The 24268-nt window shown below is 49.4% G+C and carries 21 protein-coding genes; 9 read left to right on the top strand and 12 right to left on the bottom strand.

Features of this window, described 5'->3' with window-relative positions:
• Nucleotides 1-240 precede the first annotated feature (240 nt).
• A complete protein-coding gene (locus AC53GJ_RS05460) occupies nucleotides 241-2379 on the bottom strand; it encodes a TonB-dependent siderophore receptor (protein ID WP_496731526.1) in 2139 nt (712 codons plus the stop codon).
• A gap of 372 nt (nucleotides 2380-2751) precedes the next feature.
• Between AC53GJ_RS05460 and AC53GJ_RS05455 the strand changes: the two genes are divergently transcribed.
• Nucleotides 2752-3483, top strand: coding sequence for a substrate-binding periplasmic protein (locus tag AC53GJ_RS05455; RefSeq protein ID WP_496731525.1), 732 nt, complete (start codon nucleotides 2752-2754; stop codon nucleotides 3481-3483).
• Nucleotides 3484-3883: 400 nt separating this feature from the next.
• Nucleotides 3884-4297 carry a hypothetical protein gene (locus AC53GJ_RS05450; RefSeq protein ID WP_496731524.1) on the top strand — a complete coding sequence of 138 codons (414 nt, stop codon included), beginning with the start codon at nucleotides 3884-3886 and terminating at the stop codon, nucleotides 4295-4297.
• Nucleotides 4298-4738: 441 nt separating this feature from the next.
• Here AC53GJ_RS05450 and AC53GJ_RS05445 read toward each other — a convergent pair whose 3' ends face one another.
• Nucleotides 4739-5059, bottom strand: a complete 321-nt coding sequence (locus AC53GJ_RS05445; RefSeq protein WP_496731523.1) for a hypothetical protein — start codon at nucleotides 5057-5059, stop codon at nucleotides 4739-4741.
• Nucleotides 5060-5444: 385 nt separating this feature from the next.
• On the opposite strand from AC53GJ_RS05445, the gene AC53GJ_RS05440 reads away from it, so the two are divergent.
• Nucleotides 5445-6590: an IS4 family transposase gene (locus tag AC53GJ_RS05440; RefSeq protein ID WP_496731522.1), complete on the top strand. Its 1146-nt coding sequence runs from the start codon at nucleotides 5445-5447 to the stop codon at nucleotides 6588-6590.
• A gap of 172 nt (nucleotides 6591-6762) precedes the next feature.
• Here AC53GJ_RS05440 and yaaA read toward each other — a convergent pair whose 3' ends face one another.
• Nucleotides 6763-7536, bottom strand: coding sequence for a peroxide stress protein YaaA (gene yaaA, locus AC53GJ_RS05435; RefSeq protein WP_496731521.1), 774 nt, complete (start codon nucleotides 7534-7536; stop codon nucleotides 6763-6765).
• A gap of 92 nt (nucleotides 7537-7628) precedes the next feature.
• Nucleotides 7629-9254 (bottom strand): response regulator, encoded by a 1626-nt coding sequence (locus tag AC53GJ_RS05430; protein WP_496731520.1) that lies wholly within the window; start codon nucleotides 9252-9254, stop codon nucleotides 7629-7631.
• A 211-nt stretch (nucleotides 9255-9465) separates the two neighbouring features.
• Between AC53GJ_RS05430 and tal the strand changes: the two genes are divergently transcribed.
• The 3 genes from tal to AC53GJ_RS05415 all read left to right on the top strand — a co-directional run bounded on the left by tal (nucleotide 9466) and on the right by AC53GJ_RS05415 (nucleotide 12561).
• Nucleotides 9466-10419, top strand: a complete 954-nt coding sequence (gene tal / locus AC53GJ_RS05425; RefSeq protein ID WP_496731519.1) for a transaldolase — start codon at nucleotides 9466-9468, stop codon at nucleotides 10417-10419.
• Between the two features lie 109 nt (nucleotides 10420-10528).
• Entirely contained in the window at nucleotides 10529-12142 is a 1614-nt protein-coding gene (gene pgi, locus AC53GJ_RS05420; protein ID WP_496731518.1) for a glucose-6-phosphate isomerase, read from the top strand.
• Between the two features lie 242 nt (nucleotides 12143-12384).
• The gene (locus tag AC53GJ_RS05415; RefSeq protein WP_496731517.1) at nucleotides 12385-12561 is read left to right on the top strand and encodes a DUF3545 family protein; all 177 of its coding nucleotides are present in this window, start codon (nucleotides 12385-12387) and stop codon (nucleotides 12559-12561) included.
• 111 nt (nucleotides 12562-12672) lie between these two features.
• Here the strand turns inward: AC53GJ_RS05415 and AC53GJ_RS05410 are convergent, their stop codons facing one another.
• On the bottom strand, nucleotides 12673-13596 hold the full coding sequence (locus AC53GJ_RS05410; RefSeq protein WP_496731516.1) for a LysR substrate-binding domain-containing protein: 924 nt from the start codon (nucleotides 13594-13596) through the stop codon (nucleotides 12673-12675).
• A gap of 122 nt (nucleotides 13597-13718) precedes the next feature.
• On the opposite strand from AC53GJ_RS05410, the gene AC53GJ_RS05405 reads away from it, so the two are divergent.
• From AC53GJ_RS05405 to AC53GJ_RS05395, 3 genes are read left to right on the top strand one after another with little or no spacing between them, the layout of a single operon-like run.
• Nucleotides 13719-15017 (top strand): MFS transporter, encoded by a 1299-nt coding sequence (locus AC53GJ_RS05405; protein WP_496731515.1) that lies wholly within the window; start codon nucleotides 13719-13721, stop codon nucleotides 15015-15017.
• Nucleotides 15018-15050: 33 nt separating this feature from the next.
• A complete protein-coding gene (locus tag AC53GJ_RS05400; protein WP_496731514.1) occupies nucleotides 15051-15515 on the top strand; it encodes a hypothetical protein in 465 nt (154 codons plus the stop codon).
• Complete coding sequence (locus AC53GJ_RS05395) at nucleotides 15451-16248, top strand: aminotransferase class V-fold PLP-dependent enzyme (RefSeq protein WP_496731513.1); 798 nt, start codon at nucleotides 15451-15453, stop codon at nucleotides 16246-16248. Before AC53GJ_RS05400 ends, AC53GJ_RS05395 begins: the two co-directional genes overlap by 65 nt.
• A gap of 182 nt (nucleotides 16249-16430) precedes the next feature.
• On the opposite strand, the gene ung is transcribed toward AC53GJ_RS05395, so the two are convergent.
• From ung to AC53GJ_RS05360, 7 genes are all read right to left on the bottom strand, one after another.
• Nucleotides 16431-17093 carry a uracil-DNA glycosylase gene (gene ung, locus AC53GJ_RS05390; RefSeq protein ID WP_496731512.1) on the bottom strand — a complete coding sequence of 221 codons (663 nt, stop codon included), beginning with the start codon at nucleotides 17091-17093 and terminating at the stop codon, nucleotides 16431-16433.
• A 21-nt stretch (nucleotides 17094-17114) separates the two neighbouring features.
• Nucleotides 17115-18407: a threonine synthase gene (gene thrC / locus AC53GJ_RS05385; RefSeq protein ID WP_496731511.1), complete on the bottom strand. Its 1293-nt coding sequence runs from the start codon at nucleotides 18405-18407 to the stop codon at nucleotides 17115-17117.
• Nucleotides 18408-18453: 46 nt separating this feature from the next.
• Entirely contained in the window at nucleotides 18454-19392 is a 939-nt protein-coding gene (thrB, locus tag AC53GJ_RS05380; protein WP_496731510.1) for a homoserine kinase, read from the bottom strand.
• Nucleotides 19389-21851 (bottom strand): bifunctional aspartate kinase/homoserine dehydrogenase I, encoded by a 2463-nt coding sequence (thrA, locus tag AC53GJ_RS05375; protein WP_496731509.1) that lies wholly within the window; start codon nucleotides 21849-21851, stop codon nucleotides 19389-19391. The genes thrB and thrA overlap by 4 nt, the downstream gene beginning before the upstream one ends.
• A gap of 219 nt (nucleotides 21852-22070) precedes the next feature.
• Entirely contained in the window at nucleotides 22071-23042 is a 972-nt protein-coding gene (locus AC53GJ_RS05370) for a GGDEF domain-containing protein (protein ID WP_496731508.1), read from the bottom strand.
• Entirely contained in the window at nucleotides 23042-23656 is a 615-nt protein-coding gene (locus AC53GJ_RS05365) for a chemotaxis protein (protein WP_496731507.1), read from the bottom strand. The genes AC53GJ_RS05370 and AC53GJ_RS05365 overlap by 1 nt, the downstream gene beginning before the upstream one ends.
• On the bottom strand, nucleotides 23653-24018 hold the full coding sequence (locus tag AC53GJ_RS05360) for a response regulator (protein WP_496731506.1): 366 nt from the start codon (nucleotides 24016-24018) through the stop codon (nucleotides 23653-23655). The genes AC53GJ_RS05365 and AC53GJ_RS05360 overlap by 4 nt, the downstream gene beginning before the upstream one ends.
• Nucleotides 24019-24268 lie beyond the last annotated feature (250 nt).

The raw sequence follows: 24268 nt of genomic DNA, 5'->3' as shown, positions 1-24268 counted from the left end.
GTAATGGAATGCCACAGTGGAAGGGCAAGATGTAACAAAATGAACCTCCCATGTTGATAAATTTGGGACCAGGCAGGCACCATACCTGATTTAACCGCAGAGTTCAAACCTGCTGAGGTGAGTGACTGCAGCCGGGCGTTTGCAGTTCATACTTTGGCCAGGCAATGACTGCTTTTGCCAGGCAACCACTGAATTTAGCAATCAACGACAGGCCAGATGCTTCGCATCTGGCCCATCCGGTTAATATTGCCAGCTCAGACTCAGTGACACATTGCGTGGTTCGCCATAGTTAGCGTAATCAATATTGGCCCAATACAGCTTATCCAGCGTATTGCTGACGCTAAAACGGCTTTGCAATTGCTCGTTGATTTGCCAACTGGCAAACAGGTTCAGCAAGGTATAAGACGACTGTCGGAACGTCGCGCCTTGTTTGAGTAACGGATGCGTCACGCCATAACCTACAGTCTCACTTTGCCAGTTGATACCAGCGCCGACTGTGACGCCGCTCAGCAGGGACGACACATCATAGTGACCTGAGATCTGCACCGTATGTTTGGGTAAATTGGTCCAGATCCGCTCGTTGGCTGGCCTGCTGGTATCAACATAACTATAGCCGGCATTGAGCAGCAACTGCTGATCAAGCTTACCGCTTAATGTCAGCTCGACGCCCTGACTTTCGGTGCCATTCACCGCCAGATAAGCCGAACTGCCATCCGGCAGTGAATTTTCCGGCTGTGACAGATCCCGCACGGCAAAATTGTCTTGCCGGGTTTTAAACAGTGCCACAGTACCGAATAATTGCTGCTCTAACAGCTGCGCCTTGATGCCGATTTCGGCATTAGAGCCAACCAATGGCGCTAACAAATTATTGTCTTTATCTTTGTAATTCTGCGGGTTAAAAATGTCGGTGTAGCTGGCATACAGCGAATAATCGTCACTGAGGTCATACACCAGACCTGCATATGGCGTCACTTCGTTGTTCACTTCATAAGTGCCAGTGGTGTTGGCATAAACACCGCTGGTATTGAAGTTGTCAGTACCGGTTTGCCAGGAGCTCAGGCGGGCACCAGTGATCAGCGACAGGCCTTCAGTCAGCCGGAAACGATTCACCGCATAGACGCCGTGTTGCTTGGTGGTCGCCAGCCGGTTAGCGCCGGTTTTACGATACACAGGTTTCGGCGCAGTGCCATCATAGGCCCGGGCATCCGGCACCTGATAAGACCAACCAGCCACGGAGGACATCAGCAGGGTGTCCGACACTGTTTTGGCGATATTGGCGCCAATAATAACATCATGCTCAAGTTCAAAAGCGCTGTAACTGCCGGTCAGATACAGATCCAGCCCGCTGCGGACATCTTCACCGGCGCCAACACCAGCCAATAAGGTGAGACCTTTCCCTGTATTCGGATTGGCAAAACCTGTCGCATAGACTCGCAGACTATCCACTTCGCCCTGAGTTCTGTTCAGCGCAGCGGTCAATTGCCAGCGTTCATTCAGCCGATGCTTCAGATCGGCAAATAAGGTACTGGTTTCGCGCTGCCATTCGGTCCAGTTTGGCGCAAAACTGGTGGAAACGGGAAAGTCAGCCAGGCTACCATCGGCATGATAAAGCGGAATAGTGCCCCAGATAGTCCCTGTCGGGTTGTTGTCTTGCAACTGCAGGCCAAATGCAGCAGTGGTATCGGCCGTTAAATCCGCTTCCACTATCGCCAGCGCCGCTGTTTTGTCTTCAGTGTAACGATCACGGAAACTGTCGGCATCCTGCGCTGCCACCACCAGCCGGCTACGCACAGTGCCATCACTGTTGAGCGGTGAACTGACATCAAGTTCAGCCCGGCGCAAATTCCAGGAGCCAATACGGCCCGCCAGGCTGAGCGCAAATTCTTTGCCAGGTCTTTTGCGGATCAAATTGACCGTAGCTGAAGGCGCACCAGGCCCGGTAAATAAGCCATTGGCACCACGGATCACTTCTACTCTGTCATATAAAGCGGTGTCATATTCCTGATTGGTAGAGCCACTGTAAGTTGGGATGCCATCCACCTGAAAATCGGTGATCTGAAAGCCACGGGCGAAATACAGTGGCCGCTGGCTGTCATACAAACTGACATTGACGCCAGGCACATTCATCATCACGTCGTTGATATCTGTCATGCTGGCGGCAGCCATCAACTCGGCTGAAATAGCACTGATCGACTGCGGCGTTTCTCTGATCGTCAGTGGCATCCGGGTTGGCGTTGCCACCGCAGTCGATTTGGCGTGCACAATAATTTTTTCGATATCATCCTGCGCCGAACTGGTTTTTTTAGCTGTCGCTGTGTTGGCCATCACTTGGCCACTGCACAGCAGCGCCAGCGCTACAGCGCCTGATAAATAGCTCAATGGCATCCTGCCGCAGTTTCCTTTTACTCGACATTGCTCGATATGCTTGCCCTGACCACTCATCCTAAAACTCCCCATAACAGTGCCACTCTGGCTGAACCACTCAAAAACAAAATGATAATGATTTGCATTAGCGAAGCGGAGTTTATAAGTTGTTGTACTGTGGAACAAGCGATTTTTTAAGCAAGCATGATTTTTTCCTTTTAAGGTACTTAAATCCCACTCGCTGAAACTTTCTGCGGTGCTGGCCGTAATAAGTGATTAAGCTGTTGGTTTTATGCAATAATTATCTGCTAAGCTAACAGCTTAAATTAGAAAATACTGTGGCTTGTCTGGTAATCTGTCATGTGCTGGCTGCTAAAGGTGAGTCTGATGCAACAATGGCTGTATGTTGGAATGCTCTGTATCGCCTGGCTGGCTGTCCCACTGCAGGCGCAGCAACTACAGCTGTTAGTGGGTGTAGAAAAACCACCTTATATTAAAATGGCAACCCAAAGCGGCTATGAACTGGAATTGTTGCGGACCGTGGTCAAGCGGATGGGCTTTGACAGCCAGTTTATCCATGTCCCAAACGGCCGGCTGCTGGATTTATTTACTGCTGGCCAGGCCGATTTGGTGTCGTTACAACGTGGCTCCCCCGCCGGTTTTTATCCGACAGATCCTTATATCAGTTATCAGAATATTTTGATTGTGCGTCAGGATTTAACCAAACCTATTCACAGCCTGAGCGATCTGGCCGGACTACGGGTGATGGCTTTTCAAAATGCCCGTCGGTTTTTACCGGCAGAATATGCCGCCGCTATCCCAAGCACCAGTAGTTATCTGGAAGTAGTTGACCAACATCAACTGCCAGCTTTGTTATTGAAAAACCGGGTCGATGTGCTGGTGATGGACCGCAATATCTTCTGGCACTACTATCGCCAGACGGCACCAACGGATACCAGTCTGAAAGTGCTCAATTTTTTCAAACCCAATCAATACCATATGCTGGCCCGCACACCAGAAGCCGCCGTCCGTTTTAATAAAGCACTGGCCGAAGTCAAACAGTCGGCATTGTTTGCCAGCTTGCAAATGCAGTATTTTGCCGAGTTGAATCAGCTTTGATAAAGCGGTGACATTCTGCACTCGGTTTGGCCACGCGATAGCTGACAATTGCCCGCTCGCTGCACAATTCTGCTCAAAGCCAGGGCTACGCTGGTTGCATGACAAAACCGCCTGCTGCCGAAGTTTTGCCTGAGCATGGTATTTTTAACTGCACACTCTGTATTAAACCACAGCAGCAATACTACCAGCCGGTCAAAATTTGGTTTCTTCTGCCTGACGCACTATTTTAGTGCAATTTAAAACCTTCACATTCCCATCGACAAGCTTCAGTTGAAGATATTGTCACCAACAAAACACATTTCAGAAATAGTCGATTGCAGACGTTCCAAAAATTGAATGGCTTATCTTATAATCCCTGCGACGTAAAACATGGTCATTTGCCCATGCTCAATGCGATTGCGTGAAAGGTTTGTTTGGCGACGGAGCAGAGTACTCAAACCGCATTGAGTTCTCACATGCAAGTTTTCTATCCATCGGAACAGTTATTCAGGGCGTTTTTTTAATGCGAAAAATATGTTTATCTGCTTGTTTTTTTATGTTGTCCCAACCCGCTTATGCATTGGAATACTTTGAAGGTAAGGTTGTTGCGCTAGAACCAACCTATCTACCGGGAACTATTGCGTTTCATATGGATACAGGAAATAGTACTTGTCCTGCAGGTAAACAGCTCAAGTGGAGTAAGGCTGATATTGAGAATAATAAAGCTGTGTATTCCACGTTATTGGCCGCATTTATGAGCGGTAAACGAGTTAGGTTTTATGTAAACGACGGTGATAATAGTTGTTTCGGAACACACCTTCATTTAATTCATTGAGCAATCGAAGTTCAATCAATGGCTGTGAAAAACTGCAGGCTGTACGGGCAGATTTTTGGGTAAATGGATTTAAATCCCATCCACACAAAAATGGCCGAAACACCAAGACGTCAGGATCAGCCAGTACCTCAGCGACAGATCCTGAGGTATCCCCACGAAATATCTATTGAAAACAAAAAGATGAACTAAGATGGAATATTGATGGTGTTTGGCTCCGGACTATCGCTCAACAAACCAGAGAACCACAACACCATAAATGTAAGCCGCATCCTAGCCAGTTTGATCCAGAAGGTTGCTGTTATTCCGCGTAAAACCCGCTGAGCGTTCTTATATGCTGCTGTACAAAGTTGCATTGGACACCAAACACTTACAATCACCAATTTATGGTGTTCCTTCAGCGGGTCAGGCTGATTGCACTACTTCCAAAGCATGGGTGGCTTATTAATTATTATATAACCAGACCCCTATCAAATCTTTTCGAACACCTGAATTACATACCACAGTATCGGATGCGAATCTGACGATAATACCTTTATTTGCAAGGTGAGCAGCTAAAACCATTGAATAAATATTTTTAAAATTTACATTATCTTTTTCAATATAGGTTCCGCCGCCATTTTTAAAAGAAATCCAAAAAATGCCGTCGTCACCAGCATAAATTCTATCTATTTCCACGTGACACTCTTTAAATGTGTAAGCATTTGCATTTGAAGAAAGTAATAGCAACATAACACCGACTATCTTTGATAATTTTTTTAGCATGCATTTACCACTCTGTTGATAACAATAAGTTATTTTCATAAGAGAAAAGCTTAAGGAAACGCTGGCTCCCCATCCAATCTAAACCTTACATTAACATTTTTAGGGCCACATTTAAACAGTGAAACGAATCCCGGACACCCAAACACTCTTAAATTTACTTTAAATCAACCAAATTTAAAGTAAATTTAAAACTTCTATTTTTGCCGTCAGGATGACACCATGCCAAAACCACGCCGACAACAGATCAGTCTAAGCGAAACGGCTTACTCTGAGGTATCTTCAGAAATAGCATAGGTAAAACAATAATTTAGGCGATGAAGGAAACATTCATGGCAGTTCCTGATCTGATCGTTCGCCAAAACTAAACCCTACCGAGGACCAAGCCATGAATGTTCAACGAATGCTCGCCGATGTTCTCTCATTTGTCACGCCAAAAAACATCCATAAAACCAGAATGGCGTCACTTTGCGCGTCGTTGCAAAGTTTGGTCACCAACGGCAAATGTACGGTCACTGCCATCGGTCGCGGCATTCAAAGTGCCGCCACTGAAAAAAGCTGTATTAAAAGAGCCGACCGGCTGCTGAGTAACGAAGGTTTACAGGACGACATTCCGCTGATTTATGCGGCACTGACGAAGGCATTAGTTCAAACTAAACCACCCCTTATCCTGGTTGATTGGCGTAACGCCGACAATAAAAAGCGTCACTTTATCTTGCGGGCCAGCCTCGCACTCGAAGGCCGCTCTTTGACCTTGCTGCAAGAAGTGAAAGCGATTGATGAGTACAACTGCCCACGCGTGCATCAGGCATTTTTACTGCGCCTCAAGGCAAGCCTGCCAGCGGATTGCCGGCCGATGATCGTCACCGACGCCGGTTTTAAGGTGCCGTGGCTGCAACAAATTCGTCAGTTGGGCTGGCATTATATTGCGCGGGTACGCGGCAATCAGACGCTGCAACTATCTGATTCTATAACATTTATCAGTGTGGACCAGCTCTACAAAAAAGCCAGAACGACGCCGCAGTGTTTGGGTAAAATTAAGCTCACTAGCAGCCAGCATTATGTCACCACCGCAGTGTTAGTCGGCACGCACTGGAAACTTCGAAAACGCGATAAACATAAGTCATACAAAGAGCCGTGGTTACTGGTAAGTTCATTAGCGCAAACAACCGATTATGCTTCAAAAATCGCTAAGTGTTACAGCGCCAGAATGCAAATTGAAGAGAGCTGCCGCGACCAGAAAAGCCAGACCTATAAAAAGGAACGTCTCAAAGTGCTGTTGATGCTTGCTGCGCTCGCCAACTGGCTTCATTACATGCTGGGATTGGCGGTGGAAATCAGTGGCCAACATCGGTCGTTGCAAGCCAACAGCATCAAACATCGACGGGTGTTGTCGTGCAACTATTTAGGCATGCGGTTATGTCGTCTGGCACGGCTGACTATCTCAGCGCAGGATATCCAAGCTGCCATCAGGCAAATCATTGCTTGGGCTGAAGAGTGGGATTGGAAAAGCATTAAATGTGTAAGTTATTAATATAATTATGTTTTTCATGAAGAGCCGTCAACTAAATAGCTCTGAACTCTGTCAATCTGTTCTATTTTTAAACAGCCTGCGCTCAAAGCTGAAGATCCACTCACTGGATAATTACTGCAACAGGGGGTAAACAGCCAGTGAGCGCGGTGGTAAATTGGGATGACGTTTTACATTATTGCGTGTGACGTAAAAATACCAGTTGAGTGCTGCTCGATTGGACCGGACTAAATTGATAACCTTCCAGCGCAAAATCTTTCAGGCCTTCGACCTGATCAATGCGCTGCTCAATGACATAACGCGCCATCAGGCCACGGGCTTTTTTGGCAAAAAAGCTGATAATTTTGTAATCGCCGTTTTTAAAGTCTTTAAACTGCACGTCCAGCACCGGCCTGGCCAGTAGCTTCGGTTTGACCACTTTAAAGTATTCTTGCGACGCCAGATTCAACAACAGGCTCGCCTGTACCTGTTCCAATTGCTGGTTCAGATTGTCAGTCACAATAGAGCCCCAGAACTGATACAAATCTTTACCGCGACTGTTGGCTAATTTAGTGCCCATTTCCAGCCGGTACGGCTGCATCAGGTCGAAGGGTCTTAACACCCCGTACAAACCACTGAGAATACGCAGATGTTGCTGCGCATACGCCAGATCGGCGGGTTGTAAAGTGGCAGCAGCCAAGCCCTGATACACATCACCATTAAAGGCAAACAAGGCAGCTTTGGCATTTTCCGCATTAAAAGGGAGTTGCCACTGGGCAAAACGGGCGGCGTTCAGCCCGGCCAGCTTGTCACTGATATGCATCAGTTCAGCCAGTTGCAGCGGCGTCAGGGGACGACAGACCTGCATTAATTCCACAGTGTCAGCTAACAAGGCTGGCAGCGTTACTGCAACTGCCGGGGCTGCGGTCTGATAATCCAGATCCTTGGCCGGAGATACCACCATCAACATCAATTTTGTCTCAACCAAATACAGAGGGCGGGCAGTGTACCAAAAAAACGGCCCGCGCTGCTAACCCGCATGGTTAATCCAGCGACAGGATGCTAATCCAACGATAGTACCGCCGCCAGCTCTTTCATAATGACGTCAAAGCGCCGGCTGTTGGCATCACTGAGTTCACTTTGTTCTAAAATCGCCACACAACGACGCGCTAACCGGGCCGTGTCTTTATTCACCCCGCCAATTTTGCCGATGGTTTGTAATAAATTCAGTGCCAGACTGGGGTTATAAGGCATGTAATCAAAGGCTTTATTAAAAAACTCCAGGGCCCGGCCATAATAACCGCTCTGATAAGCTTCCAGCCCGTCATTGTTCAGCGTCTTGATTTCCTCACGCAGGTTCTCATGTTGCTGGTGTTCCTGTTTAATCAGCACACTGAGAGTGTTGGCCAGCAGATCATCATGACTGACCACAGTGGCCAGCTTATCCATATAGTCATCGGAGCGGGATAAATTGCCGACCTCAAAAAAAGCCCTGGCTTTATCCAGACAAGCCTCCACCGATAACACCCGGCTTTGCTCAGAGCTATCACTTTTCAGTAGCCATTCGCGCGCTTCATCCAGTTGTCCTTTGAGCATACTGATGCGGGCCCGCACCACAAATTCCTGATGCAAATAACTTTCCTGTGAAAACCTTTTGCCGATATTGCCAAGGATATCGTTCACTTTAGTCAGCAGCCGGCTTTGTTCCAGTTTATTAGCGTCTTTGGCCTGTTCGATAATGGCGCGGGCATAATTCAAAAAATTTTCCGGCGTATCATGGATGGAGTAACGGGCCGCCAACAACAGCCGAGCATAAATTTTTACCGTTTCATCTTTATCGTTATTAATGCTGGCCAGATTGGCCAGTGCTTTTTGCCGTTGATAGTTTTTCGGCGATAATTTCGTCACTTCAGCCAAGGTCTGAAAGGCGTCTTTGAGTAATTCACGTTTGATAAACAACCGCGACAACCAATCCAGCGCTTCTACTTTGGTTTCATCCAATTTGGCTAATTCACGTAACTCAAACTCGGCCTCCAGCCAGCGATGCTGGCAAAAACGGGCGATCGCCAATCCCAACCTGGCCCAGGCATAGTCACGCCGCAACAAGATTTGCTGATAAAGCTGCTCTGCTGCCTGGAAATGTTCCAGTTGCAGTAATAATTCCCCTTTCAGCCGGATGGCATAAATGGCAAAATCAACATCGTTTTTGATCACCAACTCACAGGAGTTGGCTGCTTCAATAAACTGATCCTGCTGAATTTCACTGTAAACTCTGGCTAAAGCCGTTTTAATTTGTAAAGCGCGTAGCAAGCGTTTTTCCAGTTGCATGAAAGAAAAAGGTTTCAGCAGATAGCTATCCGGCTGCAATTCGATCACGCCATGCACAATCTGGCGATGACTTTCGGCGCTGATGAGCAAAAAACAGCAACTGCTTTTCAGCAGTTGCAGATGTTTCAGGGCTTCGAATAATTGATAGCCGTCTTTGCCCTCACCGAGATTAAAGTCGGACAAAATAAAGTCATATTGCACTTCAGTGCAATTGGCGATGGCGGCATTGGCATCGGTCACAGTTGCAATATGATCGAAACCAATTTTCAGTAACATACTTTTGATCGAAGCCCGAACGGGATCACAGTCATCAACGACCAGAACTTTTTTATTTTTATAAAACTTGGCCGACACTGTCATTACTGCCTTAACATCAAAGGAAAGGGTTATTTTGCATAAAACCGCTGCCAGAACTGGCAATAACATCACTATAATGACCTGATAAAAAATGAGCAACAGGCTGGGATGAATTCAACAAAGACAGCAAATTTTGTTGTAATATTCCTACATTAATAGCAAATTACTGGTCAATCTCAGCAATTAGCTGAATCAAAAATGGTAATAAAACAATATGAGTACACTGTTAAGTCAATTAAAAGCCGTCACTACTGTTGTTGTCGACAGCGGTGATCTGACAGCTATCGAACAATTCCGCCCGGTAGATGCCACCACCAACCCGTCACTGCTGCTCAACGCCAGTCAGTTGGAGTTCGCCAAACCTTTACTGGTGCAGGCTGCCGCCTATGCCAAAAGCCATGCCAGCACTGCAGAAACACAACTGAGCCTGGCTTCAGATAAATTTGCTGTCGATGTTGGTACCGCCATTAGCAAGCTGGTGCCAGGTCGGGTGTCAACTGAAGTGGATGCCAGATTAAGTTTTGATACCGCCGCCACTATTGCCAAGGCGCAACAGCTGGTCGCTTTGTATCAAGAAAATGGCATTGGCAAAGATAAAATCCTGATCAAAATCGCTTCGACCTGGGAAGGTATTCAGGCCGCTAAAGTACTGGAGCAACAGGGCATCCAGTGCAATCTGACCTTGTTATTCCATATGTGTCAGGCCCGCGCTTGTGCTGAAGCAGGAGTCTTCCTGATTTCTCCATTCGTTGGCCGTATTCTGGATTGGTACAAAGCACAAACCGGTCAAAGCTATGATGCCGAAACCGATCCTGGCGTGTTGTCAGTGCGGGAAATTTACCGTTATTTCAAACAACACGGCCACAAGACAATTGTCATGGGGGCCAGCTTTCGCAACATCGGCGAAGTTTTGGCGCTGGCCGGTTGTGACCGTCTCACCATAGCTCCGGGGCTGCTCGATGAACTGGATAAACAACAGGGTGAACTGGTGGTGCATTTGCAGGACAACGGTGCCACGACTACAGCCCCTGCCAGTCTGACCGAACAACAATTCCGCTGGGCGCTGAATGAAGATGCCATGGCGACCGAAAAACTGGCTGAAGGTATTCGTAAATTCGCCATTGACCAGCGCAAGCTGGAGCAAGTCATTAGCGCCGCTTTACAATAATTTGGCATCTTGCAGGTGCCGACGCTAGCGTCAGTGCCAGCAAAGCCAGGCGTCACCTTATGTGGTGACGCCACAAGGCTCATTGGATTTAAACCTACAGGAGTATGTTATGTCGTCTGCAGTCTGGCGTGAGTTACAGCAACTCGCCCAACAACCCCTGGATTTGCGTCAGGAATTTGCCCGCGATCCACAACGTGCCGAACGTTATGCGCTGAATGCTGCTGGCATTGAGCTGGATTACTCGAAGAACTTGATCAATCAGGGCATCTGGCAACATTTATTGCAACTGGCAGCGGCCAGCCCGCTGGCAGAAAAAAGAGCACAGATGTTTGCCGGTGCCAAAATTAATACCTCTGAACAGCGCAGCGTCTGGCATACCGCATTACGCGCTCCGGCTAGCATCGATCTGCAACTGGATGGTGCTAACATCAGTGCCGAAATTGCTGACTGCCACGCCAGTATGCAAGCACTGGTGGAGCAACTGAACAGTCAGCAATATCTGGGTTATACCGGTGAAGCTGTTACCGATCTGATTTGGATCGGCATTGGCGGTTCGCTGCTGGGACCGCAAATGGCGGTCGAAGCGCTGACGCCTTACAATATCAGCCCGCTGCAAATTCATTTTGCTGGCAATATCGATGGTGCCGTGGTCAGTGATGTGGTGCAAGGACTGGATCCGGCCACCACCTTAGTTTTTGTGGCCTCTAAATCTTTTGGCACTGAAGAAACCAAACAAAATGCGTTAGCTGTCCGGCAATGGTTTATCGACAATGGTGCTGATAAAGCGGCCATTGCCCGCCATTTCTGGGCCACATCATCCAATATCCAAGCAGCCGCCGATTTTGGTATCGAAAGTGACCATATTTTGCCGATGTGGGACTGGGTTGGTGGTCGTTATTCATTATGGTCTGCCATTGGCTTCCCGCTCTGCCTGATGCTCGGTGTCAGCCAGTTCCAGCAATTGCTGGCCGGTGCCCATGCGATGGATCTGCATTTTGCCGAGGCACCACTGGAACAGAATATGCCGGTGATCCTGGCATTGCTCGGGGTCTGGTATATCAATGGTCTCGGTTGCCAGGCACAAGCGCTGCTGCCATACAGCCATTATCTGCGGTTGTTGCCGTCTTATGTGCAGCAACTGGATATGGAAAGTAATGGCAAAGGGGTCGATATCAATGGTGCCGCGCTGACAGCAGCCACAGCGCCGGTGATTTGGGGCGATGCCGGCACCAATGGTCAGCATGCCTATCATCAGTTGTTACACCAGAGTGCCTTAGTAGTACCAGCTGATTTTATTCTGCCGATCAAAGCCGCCCATCAGTTGACCGATCACCATCACAGGTTAGCTGCGCATTGTTTTGCCCAGACTCAGGCCCTGATGCAAGGCAAAACGCTGTCAGAAGCCACCGCCGAAGTGCTGACCGCTGGTGGCAGCGCAGCACAGGCGGCCGAATTGGCGCCGCACAAGGTATCGCCGGGCAATAAACCCAGCAACACCCTGCTGCTACCGGAATTATCGCCTTATTACCTGGGCGCACTGATCGCCTTGTACGAGCATAAAGTCTTTGTCCAAGGCGTACTGTGGGACATCAACTCCTTTGACCAATGGGGCGTCGAACTGGGTAAGCAGCTGTCAACACCGATTTATCAGGTGTTATCCGGCCAGCAACAGCATCAGTTTGATGCGTCCACCAGCAGGTTAATCCGTTTGTTCCAGCAATAAACTGCCAGCAGCAGAACCGGTGCCAGCCGGTTCTGCTTGTTCTGCAATGCTGTTTTTTTGCAGTTCAATTTTCTGCGCTCTAAAGTTTATGCTCTGCTCTGCTATCACCACGACTATCCTGCATCGCTCACTGCTGCCAACTGTTCATGATTCATTCATTTTTCTGTCATTTAGATATTTTAATTTGTCACAAAGTGTGGTATCAATTTTGGCGAAAATAACAACAATCAGCGAGGTGCAGTATGGAAGGCTTTGAAGACTTACTGAACATGTTGGAACGCCCTGCCGCAAAAAGCAGTCGGGCGGTGAAGCGGAAATGGCGTGAAATTGAAGCCGTGAAAGAGCGGCAGAGATTACGCAAAGAGCTGGAAAACATTGATTTTAACTTCGACGACGACTTACTGGATCAGCTGATGTAACAAACAAGCCCACCCCAATCCGCGGTGGGCTTTTTTGTATGCAGCGACTGGTTTAGTGTCCCCAGCACTGTGGCTTTACTACAGTGCTGTTTCGTTTTCACTCACACAGCGTTAAGATTGCAACGACCAGCTCATAGTGACAAACTGCTGAATTAACGCTTGTTTTTGCTGTTGCATTGGCCGTAGTGAACGGGCTAACAACAAAGGAGTGACTGCCGCCTCATCCGCCAGCGGCCGATAACAAACGCCGTCTAACTGGATACGCGCAAATGCCGCCGGCAAGATGGTCAGGCCTATGCCTGCCGCCACCAGACCTATCATGGTTGACGCTTCCGCCGCTTGTTGCACCACCTTAGGCGTAAAACCAGCCTGCAAACATAAACTGAGGATCTGCCGGTAAATACTGGTGCCAGCTGTCGCCGGATACATAATAAAACTTTCTGTCGCCAAGCCGGCTAACTCAATTGTGGCTTGTGCCGCCAGCGGGTGTTGTTCCGGCAGCACCACCAGCAAAGGATCGGTACGCAACTGCATGAATTCCAACTGCTCCGCCACAGTGGCCAGCATAGGATCGCCATATTGTGGTCGTAAAAATGCCAGATCCAGTTGTTGCAGTTGCAATGCGGCTAATTGTCGCTCTGTCGACATTTCATGAAATATCAGGCTAATCTGCGGAAATTGCCGACGAAACGCATTGATCAGCGACGAAAACAACGGCGTCAGCGGTGTAGATGAAGTAAAACCAATCCGCAATTCCCCCGCTTCCCCACGGGCGGCAGCTGTCACATTGTGTCTGGCAGTACCGGCCAGAGCCAACAACTGGCGCGCATCCGTTAATAGCAGCTTCCCAGCTTCGGTCAGTCTGACATTTCGGTTATTGCGTTCAAACAATAACACTCCCAAATCCGCTTCCAGGACCTGAATGGCATGACTAAGCGGTGGCTGACCGATACAAAGCCGTTCAGCAGCCCGGGTAAAATGCAACTCTTCAGCGACCGCGACAAAATAGTGTAAATGTCGAAGTTCGATAACCACCTCCAGTAGCTGTGATCTCACTTTAAATTATCTATTTAATGTATTAATAAAGCCACAAATAAGTATTAGATTGAATTAATAACACGACTTATGATGCAATCATCTGCCGATCATTTGGCTTCATGATGAAAACAACAGCGTTGACATTGCAGCCAGTGCACTTGGCAGAACTCGCCAACCCAGAGTCCAACCTGATTACCACAACCGAGCCCGCGCAGCCCGTTGCACTCGCGCTATTTATCGCAGGCTTTGCCGGCTTTAGCCTGTTGTATGCCATCCAGCCTTTGCTGCCGCAGCTGGCTGCCGAATTTCAGCAGTCCGCAGCCAATACCAGCTGGTTGTTGTCTATTTCAATGCTGACGCTGGTGCTGTCTCTGCTTGGCAATAGCCTGCTCAGCACCATCATCAGGCAAGAACGGCTGATCATGTTTGCCGTGACCGCTACAGCAGTCGCAACTTTAGGCTGTGGTTTGTCGCAAAGTTTTTACCAGTTGCTGGGCATGCGGGCCCTGCTTGGACTGGCACTTGGCGGATTACCTGCACTGGCACTCACTTACCTGCACCAATCGACAGACCCAGCACTGCGGGGCAAAAACGCCGGGCTTTATATTGCCGGCACCGCGTTGGGTGGCATGACAGGCCGGCTGGTGGCGGCCAGTTTGACAGAATGGATGACCTGGCGGCACACTTTAGGTTTGCTGGGGTTGGCCGCTCTGGTCGCGGCCTGGTTATTCTATTGCGCACTGCCAACTCAGACTTTGGCAGCACAGGGCAAGAGTCAGGAACCTCGGATCAAAATTAACTCGGTTTTGGCTCAAGTGCGCCAACAAATCATACAATCCAGACTATTACTGCTGTTTTTTATTGCTTTTGTGCTGGCTGGCAGTTTTGCCAGTCTGTATAACTACATCGCTTTTTATTTGCAGGCCAGTCATTTTCAGCTTAGTCGCCTAGGGATAGCTCAACTGTCGTGGTTTTATCTGTTTGGTGTTGGCAGTGCCCTTTGGGGCGGTTTATTGCTACAACGGTTCAAGCTTGCTTTATTGCTGCAATTGGCACTGATGCTGATGTTGATAGGGTTACTGCTGACACTGAGCCAGCAACTGATGCTGCTACTGCCTGGCATAGCCCTTTTCACCGGCGGTTTTTTTGCAGCCCATCTGGTGTGCAGCGCCTGGCTGGCAAGACTGGTACAGAGCGTCAAAGCTCTGTTGACGGCTATCTATCTGACCTGTTACTACCTGGGGACTGCATTACTTGGTACCGCCAGTGGCGAGCTTTGGCGACTGGCAGGCTGGCAGGGGCTGGTTTGGCTGCTGTTGCTATTTCTGAGTCTGGCCCTGCTCACTAGCTACTGGCTCCCCACTGTCGCAGTTGAAAGCGTCGATGCTGGCACTCAACCGGTTCGGACTGAAACTTAAACTTTATCTTCATCCATTTTCTAAGGAGATCTTATGCTTGCAATACCCAGACCCACAGCAGCAGATGACCACGCCAGTTGGCAACAAATCGCCGATTTATACCCGACCAGCGCTGATTTTGTGCAACTGGAAAATGGCTATGTCGGCATGCAATCAAAACTGGTGTTAGAGGCTTGTCAGTTACAGCAGCAACGCGTCAACAGCCAGACCTCAGCCTATCTGCGTCAGCAGTTCCCTGCCGAATTGGCACAGGTCAAACACCAGTTGGCGGCACTTTGTGGGGTAAAGCCGGAAGAATTATTACTGACCCGCAATTTAGGCGAAGCGATGTTTATTCTGTTACAGGCTTATCCTTTTGTTGCCGGCGATGGCGTGATCTGCAGCGCACAGGATTATGATGCGGTGTGCCACTACGGTGCTCGGCAGCTTACAGTTGCTCGCACAACAAAAACAGCTGCTATTACAGCAAATTGCATTACCACAGCAAGAGCTGACTGAACAACAACTGTTGCAATGTTATGAAGCAGCTATCACCAGCCAAACCAAGGTGATAGTGCTCAGTCATCTTTGTCACCGCCATGGTCACATTCTGCCAGTGGCTAAAATCAGTGCAATGGCGCGTCGTTATGGCGTTGATGTGATTGTTGACGCCGCTCACTCATTCGCCATGCTGGATTTTCACGTGCCTGATTTAGGTGCAGATTTTGTCGCCATGAACCTGCATAAGTGGTTGGGCGCGCCGCTGGGGCTGGGTTTGTTATATATCCGCCAGCCGCGGATCAACAGCATGCAGCCGGTGTTTGGCCTGACCAACAATACACCGCAGCAGATAGAGAAACTGGCAGCACCTGGCACGCCGGCAGTCCCCCAAATTCTCAGCATTCCAACAGCCATTGCCTTGCATCAGGCCATCGGCGCGCAGCAAAAACAACAAAGGCTCAGTTATCTCAGCCATTATTGGATGCAGCAAGTCGCGGACCTGCCAGGCGTCCGGCTGGTCACGCCACAGGCAACAGGCAGTTATTGCGCCATTGCGGCCTTTCAACTGGCCCGACTGCCGGCTGAAGCGGTGGTGACCGCACTATGGCAGGACTTTGGTATTTTAACGGTCAGCCGGGCCTTGTACCAACAGCAGATTGTCCGGGTGACGCCTTATCTGTTTAGTCAGCCAGCCGAACTGGACCGGCTGGTTGACGCACTGAGGCAACTAGCCAGGCGCAGCCGGCCATAAAAACGGCTAGTACTATTTGGCCTGACAGTGACCGCTTTCGCCCACTTCAGCCGTAGATCGGACGCGCCTCGCTGAAGCAATCCGGCATTTCATTCGCAAAAGCAGTTGGTTTGATCAACGGGCAGTTGGTCGCTTTTTTTGAAACCGTTTGAGCAAACAAAACAGCCGTTCTTACCGCAACCCTAAAGCTGCCAATCAATCGGAGTTTTGCCCTGCTGCACCAGCCATTGATTGGCAGCGGCGAAATGACCGCAGCCGAGAAAGCCGCGATGCGCAGAGAGCGGTGACGGATGTGGGGCGGTCAAAATATGGTGTTTTTGTGGGTTAATCAGTTGCTGTTTTTTGATAGCATGCGCGCCCCAGAGTAAAAACACCACTGGATCTGCTTTATCGCTGATGGCACGGATCACTTGATCAGTAAACTGATCCCAACCTAAATGACGGTGCGAGTTGGCCTGATTGGCCACCACAGTCAGACAGGTATTCAGCAGTAACACCCCCTGAGTAGCCCAGCTTTCCAGACAACCATGTTCAGGCAGGCGAAAATCCGGATATTCCAGTACCAGCTCCTTGTACATATTGCGTAGCGATGGCGGAATAGCGACACCAGGCCGGACCGAAAAAGATAAACCATGCGCCTGATTCGGCCCATGATATGGATCCTGACCAATCAACACCACTTTTAAATTGGCAAAATCGGTCAGTTTAAAAGCGGTAAACATATCGGCTTCCGGCGGGTAAATCACCTCACCGGCAGCTCGGGCTTGTTTTACAGTTTGAATAATCTGTTGAAAATAGGGCTGAGTTTTCTCAGCCCCTATCACTTCATGCCAGCTTAAATGCACCTTGTTTTCCTGTGACTGAGGTCATTGCGCAGGCAATGACAAAAGGACTTTGCGTAATTCTACAAAATCCGCCGCCATCGGAACAGCTAAACTTGGCTCGCCAGCCACCGCCGCCAGTGCAGGCGGCAATGCAATTGGATTGCCCAGGATATTTTCCACCTGCTCTTTAAACTTGGCCGGATGCGCAGTCCCTAAAAAAATACCAAATTCATCGGGCTGCAATTCACGCTTTAACGCCCGGTAAGCCACGGCCGCATGCGGTTCGCTCAGATAGCCCAGCTGTGCCAGTTGCCGCATCGCTAGCTGGGTATCTTCTTCATCCACCATGGCAGTGGATAAATCAGCCCGGCTGATGACTCCTTGCGCCAGTAAATCTTCAACCCGTGGCCAGTTATTTGGCGCACTGACATCCATCGCATTGGATAAGGTCGCCACGGTCGGTTGCACCTGCCATTGCCCGCTTTGCCAGTAGCGCGGTACGGTATCATTGGCATTGGTGGCTGCGATCAGCCGTTTGATCGGCAGTCCCAGCACTTTGGCAATCAGGCCGGCCGTTAAATTACCAAAGTTACCGCTCGGCACTGACACCACTATATTGGCACGTTTTTCCGCCGGTACTTGCGCCACCGCCTCAAAGTAATAACAAATCTGGGCAAACAACCGGCTGATATTAATCGAGTTCGCTGAGTTGATATTCAGCGCAGCCACTAAGTCGCGGTCATTAAACACCTCTTTCACCAGCGCCTGACACTGATCAAAATCGCCATCAACCGCCAGCGTGTGAATATTGCCGCCCAAAGTGGTAAAAAGTTTCTCCTGCAGCACACTGATTTTTCCCTGGGGAAATAAAATCACCACCTGCACGCCGGGTCGCTGATAAAAGGCATGCGCCACGGCCGCACCAGTATCGCCGGAAGTTGCGGTGACAATAGTGGTGTTACTCACCCCGGATCTTTGCTGTGATGCCATTAACGCTCGCGCCATAAAACGGCCGCCAAAGTCTTTAAATGCCAGCGTCGGGCCATGGAATAATTCCAGACAAGCGATCTGTTCAGTCACTGTGACCAAGGGAGCTGCAAAAGCAAAAGCTTCCGCCACCAGCGCCTGCAATTCGGCGGCCGGTATTTCATCGCCAATCAGCGCCTGTAAAATGGCGGCACTGCGCTCAACAAAAGGTAACGCCAGTAAGGCGTCGACGTCCAGTTTTGGCCATTGCGCTGGAAAAAATAATCCCTGTTGCTCGCCTAAGCCAATCCGCACCGCATCCAGAAAACTCACCTGTTGCGTCGGAACTTTGATATTACGTAACTGCATGTTGATTCATCCTGTATTGCAAAAACGAGTTGAGCAAATGTTGTTATTAACCAATACGACGGGCACCCGTGGTCGCCAACTGACAGATCTGGGTCATCGCATCCTGATTTTTTTCATAATGAGTGCGCAAATAAGCGGCGGCTAGCTCAGCCAGTTCAGGGCTTTGACAGAGCGCAAACAAGGTCGGACCGGCGCCGGAAATACCGACATGGGCAATGCCCTGTGCCATCAGATCGGCGCGGATCTGGGTCAGCTCGGGGATCAGCGCTAAGCGTGCCGGTTCAGCCACCAGATCCTGCAATGCCACAATCGCATCCGTTTCGTCCTGGCTATACATCGCACTGACAAAACGCGATAAAGCGCCGGCAAAGGCAATGCTGTGTTTCAGACTGAGCGTTGGCGGTAGCACCTCTCGTGCCGCCCGGGTCGATAGCACTGTGCCCGGATAACTCAACACCACCTGCCAGTGCGCAAACCATGGCAAAGGGCGATACAGCAACGGGCTTTGCGGCAACATCAGCAGTAGCCCACCCACCAATGAAGGCGCCACATTGTCGTAATGCACAGCGCCACTGACACCGCCTTCACATTCAGCAGTCAGTTGCAACAGCTGAAAGTCCGACAAAGGCCGGCCAAAATAATCGTTAAAGGCATAACAGGCCACTACAATAGAGCAAGCACTGGAGCCAAGCCCACTGCCAACCGGCAGATGCTTTTTCAGCTCAAGCTGCAAGCGCGGCAGTGGTCGCCCAAGCTTTTTTTCAAAGGCATAAAAACACTGCAACACCAGATTGTCATTGGCATCGGCGGGCAACTGATGCACATAACGGCCGGATACTACTAAGGACAATGCTTGCGCTTCACCCAGGATCACCAATTCATCCCCGAGCAATGTGCCATTGAGCGGACTAAAAGCGGCACCCAGTAAATCAAAACCTACCGAGAAATTACCGGTAGAAGCCGGTGCAAAATACGACTGCATCATGACATCTCCTGCTGCCAGCCAAGGGTACGCATCACATCGCCAAACACACCGGCAGCAGTGACCGCCGCACCTGCGCCATAACCCCGTAATACAAAGGGGATCGGCTGATAATAACGGGTATGGATCGCCAGCGCATTTTCACCATCTTTCACTTTCGCCAGTGGATGATCGGCCGCTAAAGCTTTGACCGCGACTTTGCATTGACCATCGACAATTTCACCGATATAACGCAGCACTTTACCCTCAGCGCGGGCGGCAGCGACTTTGTCGGCAAACCATGCATCCAACGCAGGCAATTGCTGCATAAAGTCAGGCACCGAGCTGCCAGGCGCAAAATCAGCCGGTAATACCGATTCGACCACAACATCAGACAAATCCAGTTGCAAGCCAGACTCACGGGCCAGGATCAACAGCTTACGCGCCACATCCATCCCAGATAAATCATCGCGTGGATCCGGTTCAGTAAAACCAAGCGCCTTGGCTTTGGCGGTGACCGCTGACAACAGACCGCCCTGCTCTAACTCACCAAACAAGTAAGATAACGAACCGGATAAAATCCCTTCAAACGCCATCAGCTCATCACCGGCATTCAGCAGGCCCTGTAAAGTATCAATCACAGGTAAACCGGCACCGACCGTCGTTTCATATAAAAAACGCCGCCGATGTTGCTGCGCAACCTGCCGCAACTGGCGGTAATAGGCCAGACTGGCGGTATTGGCTTTTTTATTCGGTGTCACAATATGAAAGCCAGCCGCTAAAAAGTCAGCATATTGCATCGCCACTGCTTCGGCACTGGTGCAGTCAATCAACACTGGATTGGTCAGATGGTTATCCTGCACAAACTGGCTGAGCGCCGCTAAGCTAAATTGTGCTGTGGCTGAGCTGACCTGTGCTGACCACTGACTTAAATCGACGCCCTGCGCGTCCAGCAGCAGTTGCCGTGAATTGGCAATGCCATAGACGGTTAATCGGACATTGCGCTGCTGTAAAAATTGTTGCTGACGCTGAAATTGCGCCAGCAGTTCACTACCGACCACACCGCAGCCAACCAGGAATACATCAATGCTCGGCACATGACTAAAAAAGTTCTCATGGCAGACTTTGACCGCATTACGGCAGGCTTTTTGTTCAACCACCGCTGAAATCGACCGCTCGGACGAGTCTTGCGCAATCGCGACCACATTGACCCGGGCCTGCGATAAAGAAGCAAAGAACTTCGCCGCCACACCACGATGCTGGCGCATGCCATCCCCGACTAAACTGACAATCGCCATGTCGGGCTGGATCACCAGCGGCCGCAACAACTTGCCGTGTAACTCCAGTTCAAACTCGGTTTCCAGCGCTTTTTTCGCCACCGCTAAATCCAGTTGGCCAACACAAAAACTGATGCTGAACTCACTGGATGACTGCGTGATTAAACTGACCGACACTTGTTCGCGCGCCATAGTGGCAAACACCCGCGATGCCATGCCAACCACCCCTTTTAAGCCAGGGCCCGACACCGTGATCAAGGCCAGATGTTCCAGACTGGAAATACCTTTCACCAGGCTATCACCGTTGTTATTGGCATCAATACAAGTGCCTGGCGCTGCCGGATTGAGGGTATTTTTGATATAACAAGGGATTTGATAACGCGCCAGCGGCCCAATCGTTTTTGGATGCAGCACCTTGGCACCAAAATAGGACAGCTCCATGGCTTCGTCGTAGGACAAATGATCAATCAGCTGTGCCTGTTTCACCTGACGCGGATCGGCACTGTAGACGCCATCGACATCAGTCCAGATTTCACAGACACTGGCCCGCACGCTGGCCGCTACAATAGCCGCCGAATAATCAGAACCATTGCGGCCCAGTAAACAGAGTTCGCCCTGCGCGTTGCTGGAAACAAAACCAGCCATCACATACACCTGCGCATTCTGGCCAGCTAACGCCGCCGCTAAGGCTAGTTCCGAGGCTGGAATATCGGCCACCGCATTTAAATAATCGCCCTGACTTTTCACACATTGCACTGAATCCAGCGCCACCACCTGCAGTTGCAGGCTGCTGAGTAAAGCACGCATCAGCACGACACTGAATTGTTCGCCCAAGCCCAGAATTTGCGCTTTGATATGATCCGGGCAATATCGTAATAAAGCTACACCTGACAGTTGATTACTCAGTTGCTGATACTGCTGCTGTCTGACCTCAGTCAGTCGCTGCTGATCAGCCCCAGCTAAGCAATTGTCGGCTTGCAACTGTAACTGTGCCAGCCGATCGACCCATTGCTGCAACAGCAGACTATAATCTGCACCGAGATAAGCCAGATCAGTCAGTTCCACCAGCAAATTAGTCACGCCTTGCGGCGCCGATAACACTAAACCTAGAGGTTCAGCGCTAACTTGTTGTTTTACAATGCCAGCTACTTCCAAAAACCGCTCAACTGACGCTAACGACGAACCACCAAACTTCAGCACCTTCATAGGTTTACTCCTTTTTAAACGCAAAAGGCCCGTGACTGGTGAGGTCACGGGCCTTTTTCAGGACAATACGCCGCCGACCTCCTACCCCGCAGGGCTGGTGGTAATAATCGTGGTGGTGGTATTGATATGGATAGTTTTCATGCAGTCTATATGCTCAAAGTTTTAGACGTCTGTCAATCTAAATGTGTAATTAAATTACCAATTTCCTTTAAAGGGGAATTAGTTGGTTTTTTTCTGATAACTGGTTTCACCGGACAAAAAACTACAGACCCGGTTGCGACCATTGCGTTTGGCGTTGTAAAGCGCCATATCGGCACAACGAATTAAATCATCGTGCAGCAAATGCTGTGTCGGGTGAAAAGCCGCGACACCGATACTGATACTGGCTCTGATGGTCTGCTGGTTAAATAACATCGGATGTTCCGCCACTGCGGCACAAATCCGCTCAGCCACTTCAACCGCCCCTTCAAGTTCAGTATCCGGTAAAATAATGCCAAATTCTTCGCCACCATAACGGCCAAGTAAATCTGAATCGCGCAGCAAACTGCCAATAAAAGAAGCCAACTCGATCAACACAAAATCGCCACCAAGATGACCATATTTATCGTTTAAATCTTTGAATTTGTCCAAATCGAACAGCATCAGCGACAACGGATGGCGATAGCGTTGCGCCCGGTGAATTTCCTGCTTCAGTTGCTCTTCCCAATAGCGCCGGTTCAGCACTTTGGTCAGGCCATCCTGCCGGTTTGCCCTTTCCAGTTCAATCAAGGTTTTACTTAAATGTTGCTGATAGACAAAAGCATCAGTGGCATCTTCAATCAGAATACACACCAAGGGTTGCTCATATTGCGGGGTACTGAGCGGCACCATAGTGCAATTTTGTGCCATGTACTGACTGCTGCTGGTGACGGGTCTTAAATGCGGTAATTTAAAAATATATTGCCGTTGCTCCCAACTACTGAACGCCGGCGTTTTCAGATCCAGCACACTCATCAGTTTGCGTTTTAGCCAGGCTTCAGGCAAATCCTGAAATACCCGGAACAACGACTGCCCCAGCACCGCCGACAGTTGCACGTTAGCATGGCGTTCAATAAAAGCGTTCAAATAATGGATTTGATAGGCGTCATCAACCACTATGACCCCGCAATTCAGCTGCGCCAGGATAGGACTGCTTAACCAGGCGTGTGGCATCAGTATGCCTCCAGGATCCGATCGAGAATATGTTTGATGTTCATCACAGCTTCGCCCGGGATCAGCAAAATCATATCGCAGTTAAAAGAATGGTCGATCAACTGGTAGCTGATATCTACTTTCAGCGCATGCTCCCAATGAAACGAAGTGTTTTCCAGCATACTGGTCACTTCACCCTGGCGCGATGACAAAATACGCGGCGCACTGTAAGACAGACTGTTTTCAATCTGACTGGCCAGGCCGTTTAAAAAGGTGGTGGTCAGAATAGAACTGATATCGGTTAGCATTTCAATTTCTGAAACATCACCAATGTCATAGCCTAACAAGGCGGCAATCTTATGGGCATTTTCCATTTGGTACAGCACTATGGCCTCACCACGCAGGCCTTCATCACCAAAAAAACCCTGACTGACCAGCGCTACTTCAGCATCCTGATAACGATGCTCAAATTCTGCCGGCAGATGGCTGGCTCCGACTAACGCAATCGAAGGCACCTGCAAATGAACAAAAGTATTGAGAAACCTTGCCAGCTTATCACTGGCCAGTCCCATCGCGACATTGATGATTTCCTGCAAACAATCGCGTTGTTCGTCATTAAAACCTATGCTGGTCATATCAGTCCGTATTGTTTGAGAATGCCGCTGAGCTTGTCCTCACTAACGGGTTTTTGCACAAATGCCAGCGCACCAAGCTCCATCACCCGTTTTTGCATTTCAGGCTGAATATCGGCAGAGATCACAATAACAAAACAATCTATCCGTTCGGCCTTAATAGCTTCCAACACGCCGATACCATCCAGTTCTGGCATGGTCAGATCTAAAAACACCAGACCTATTTCCTGCTGTCGTAGAATGGACAGGGCTTCCAAGCCGTTTCCGGCCGTTTGAAATTCAGCGTCAAAACTGTCAGGTAAACTTTTTCTGACCTGTTTTCGCGCCAACAATGAATCGTCACAAATAAGCACTGGCAAAGCCATTCGGTACAGCCTCAATAATTCTAATAATTCTGCGAAGTTACGGGCAAAATATAACCAGTTGACCCAATGAATGCAACAGCTTACCTTAAATTCACAGAATGGTTGAAGATACATTTACATCGATGCCGAGATTTTCAGCTGACACAATTGTCAGCTATAGTTGCAACACCAAGATGACGGTTGAAAAATAAAATATCAGTCTGGATTGACAGCGAGCGGTAATTACTGGAATTTAATCGCGCTTTGCTAT

The organism is Rheinheimera sp. B2H12 (assembly GCF_059620065.1).
The sequence above is the reverse complement of the archived record's forward strand: the minus strand, read 5'-3'. Positions and strand labels throughout refer to the sequence as shown.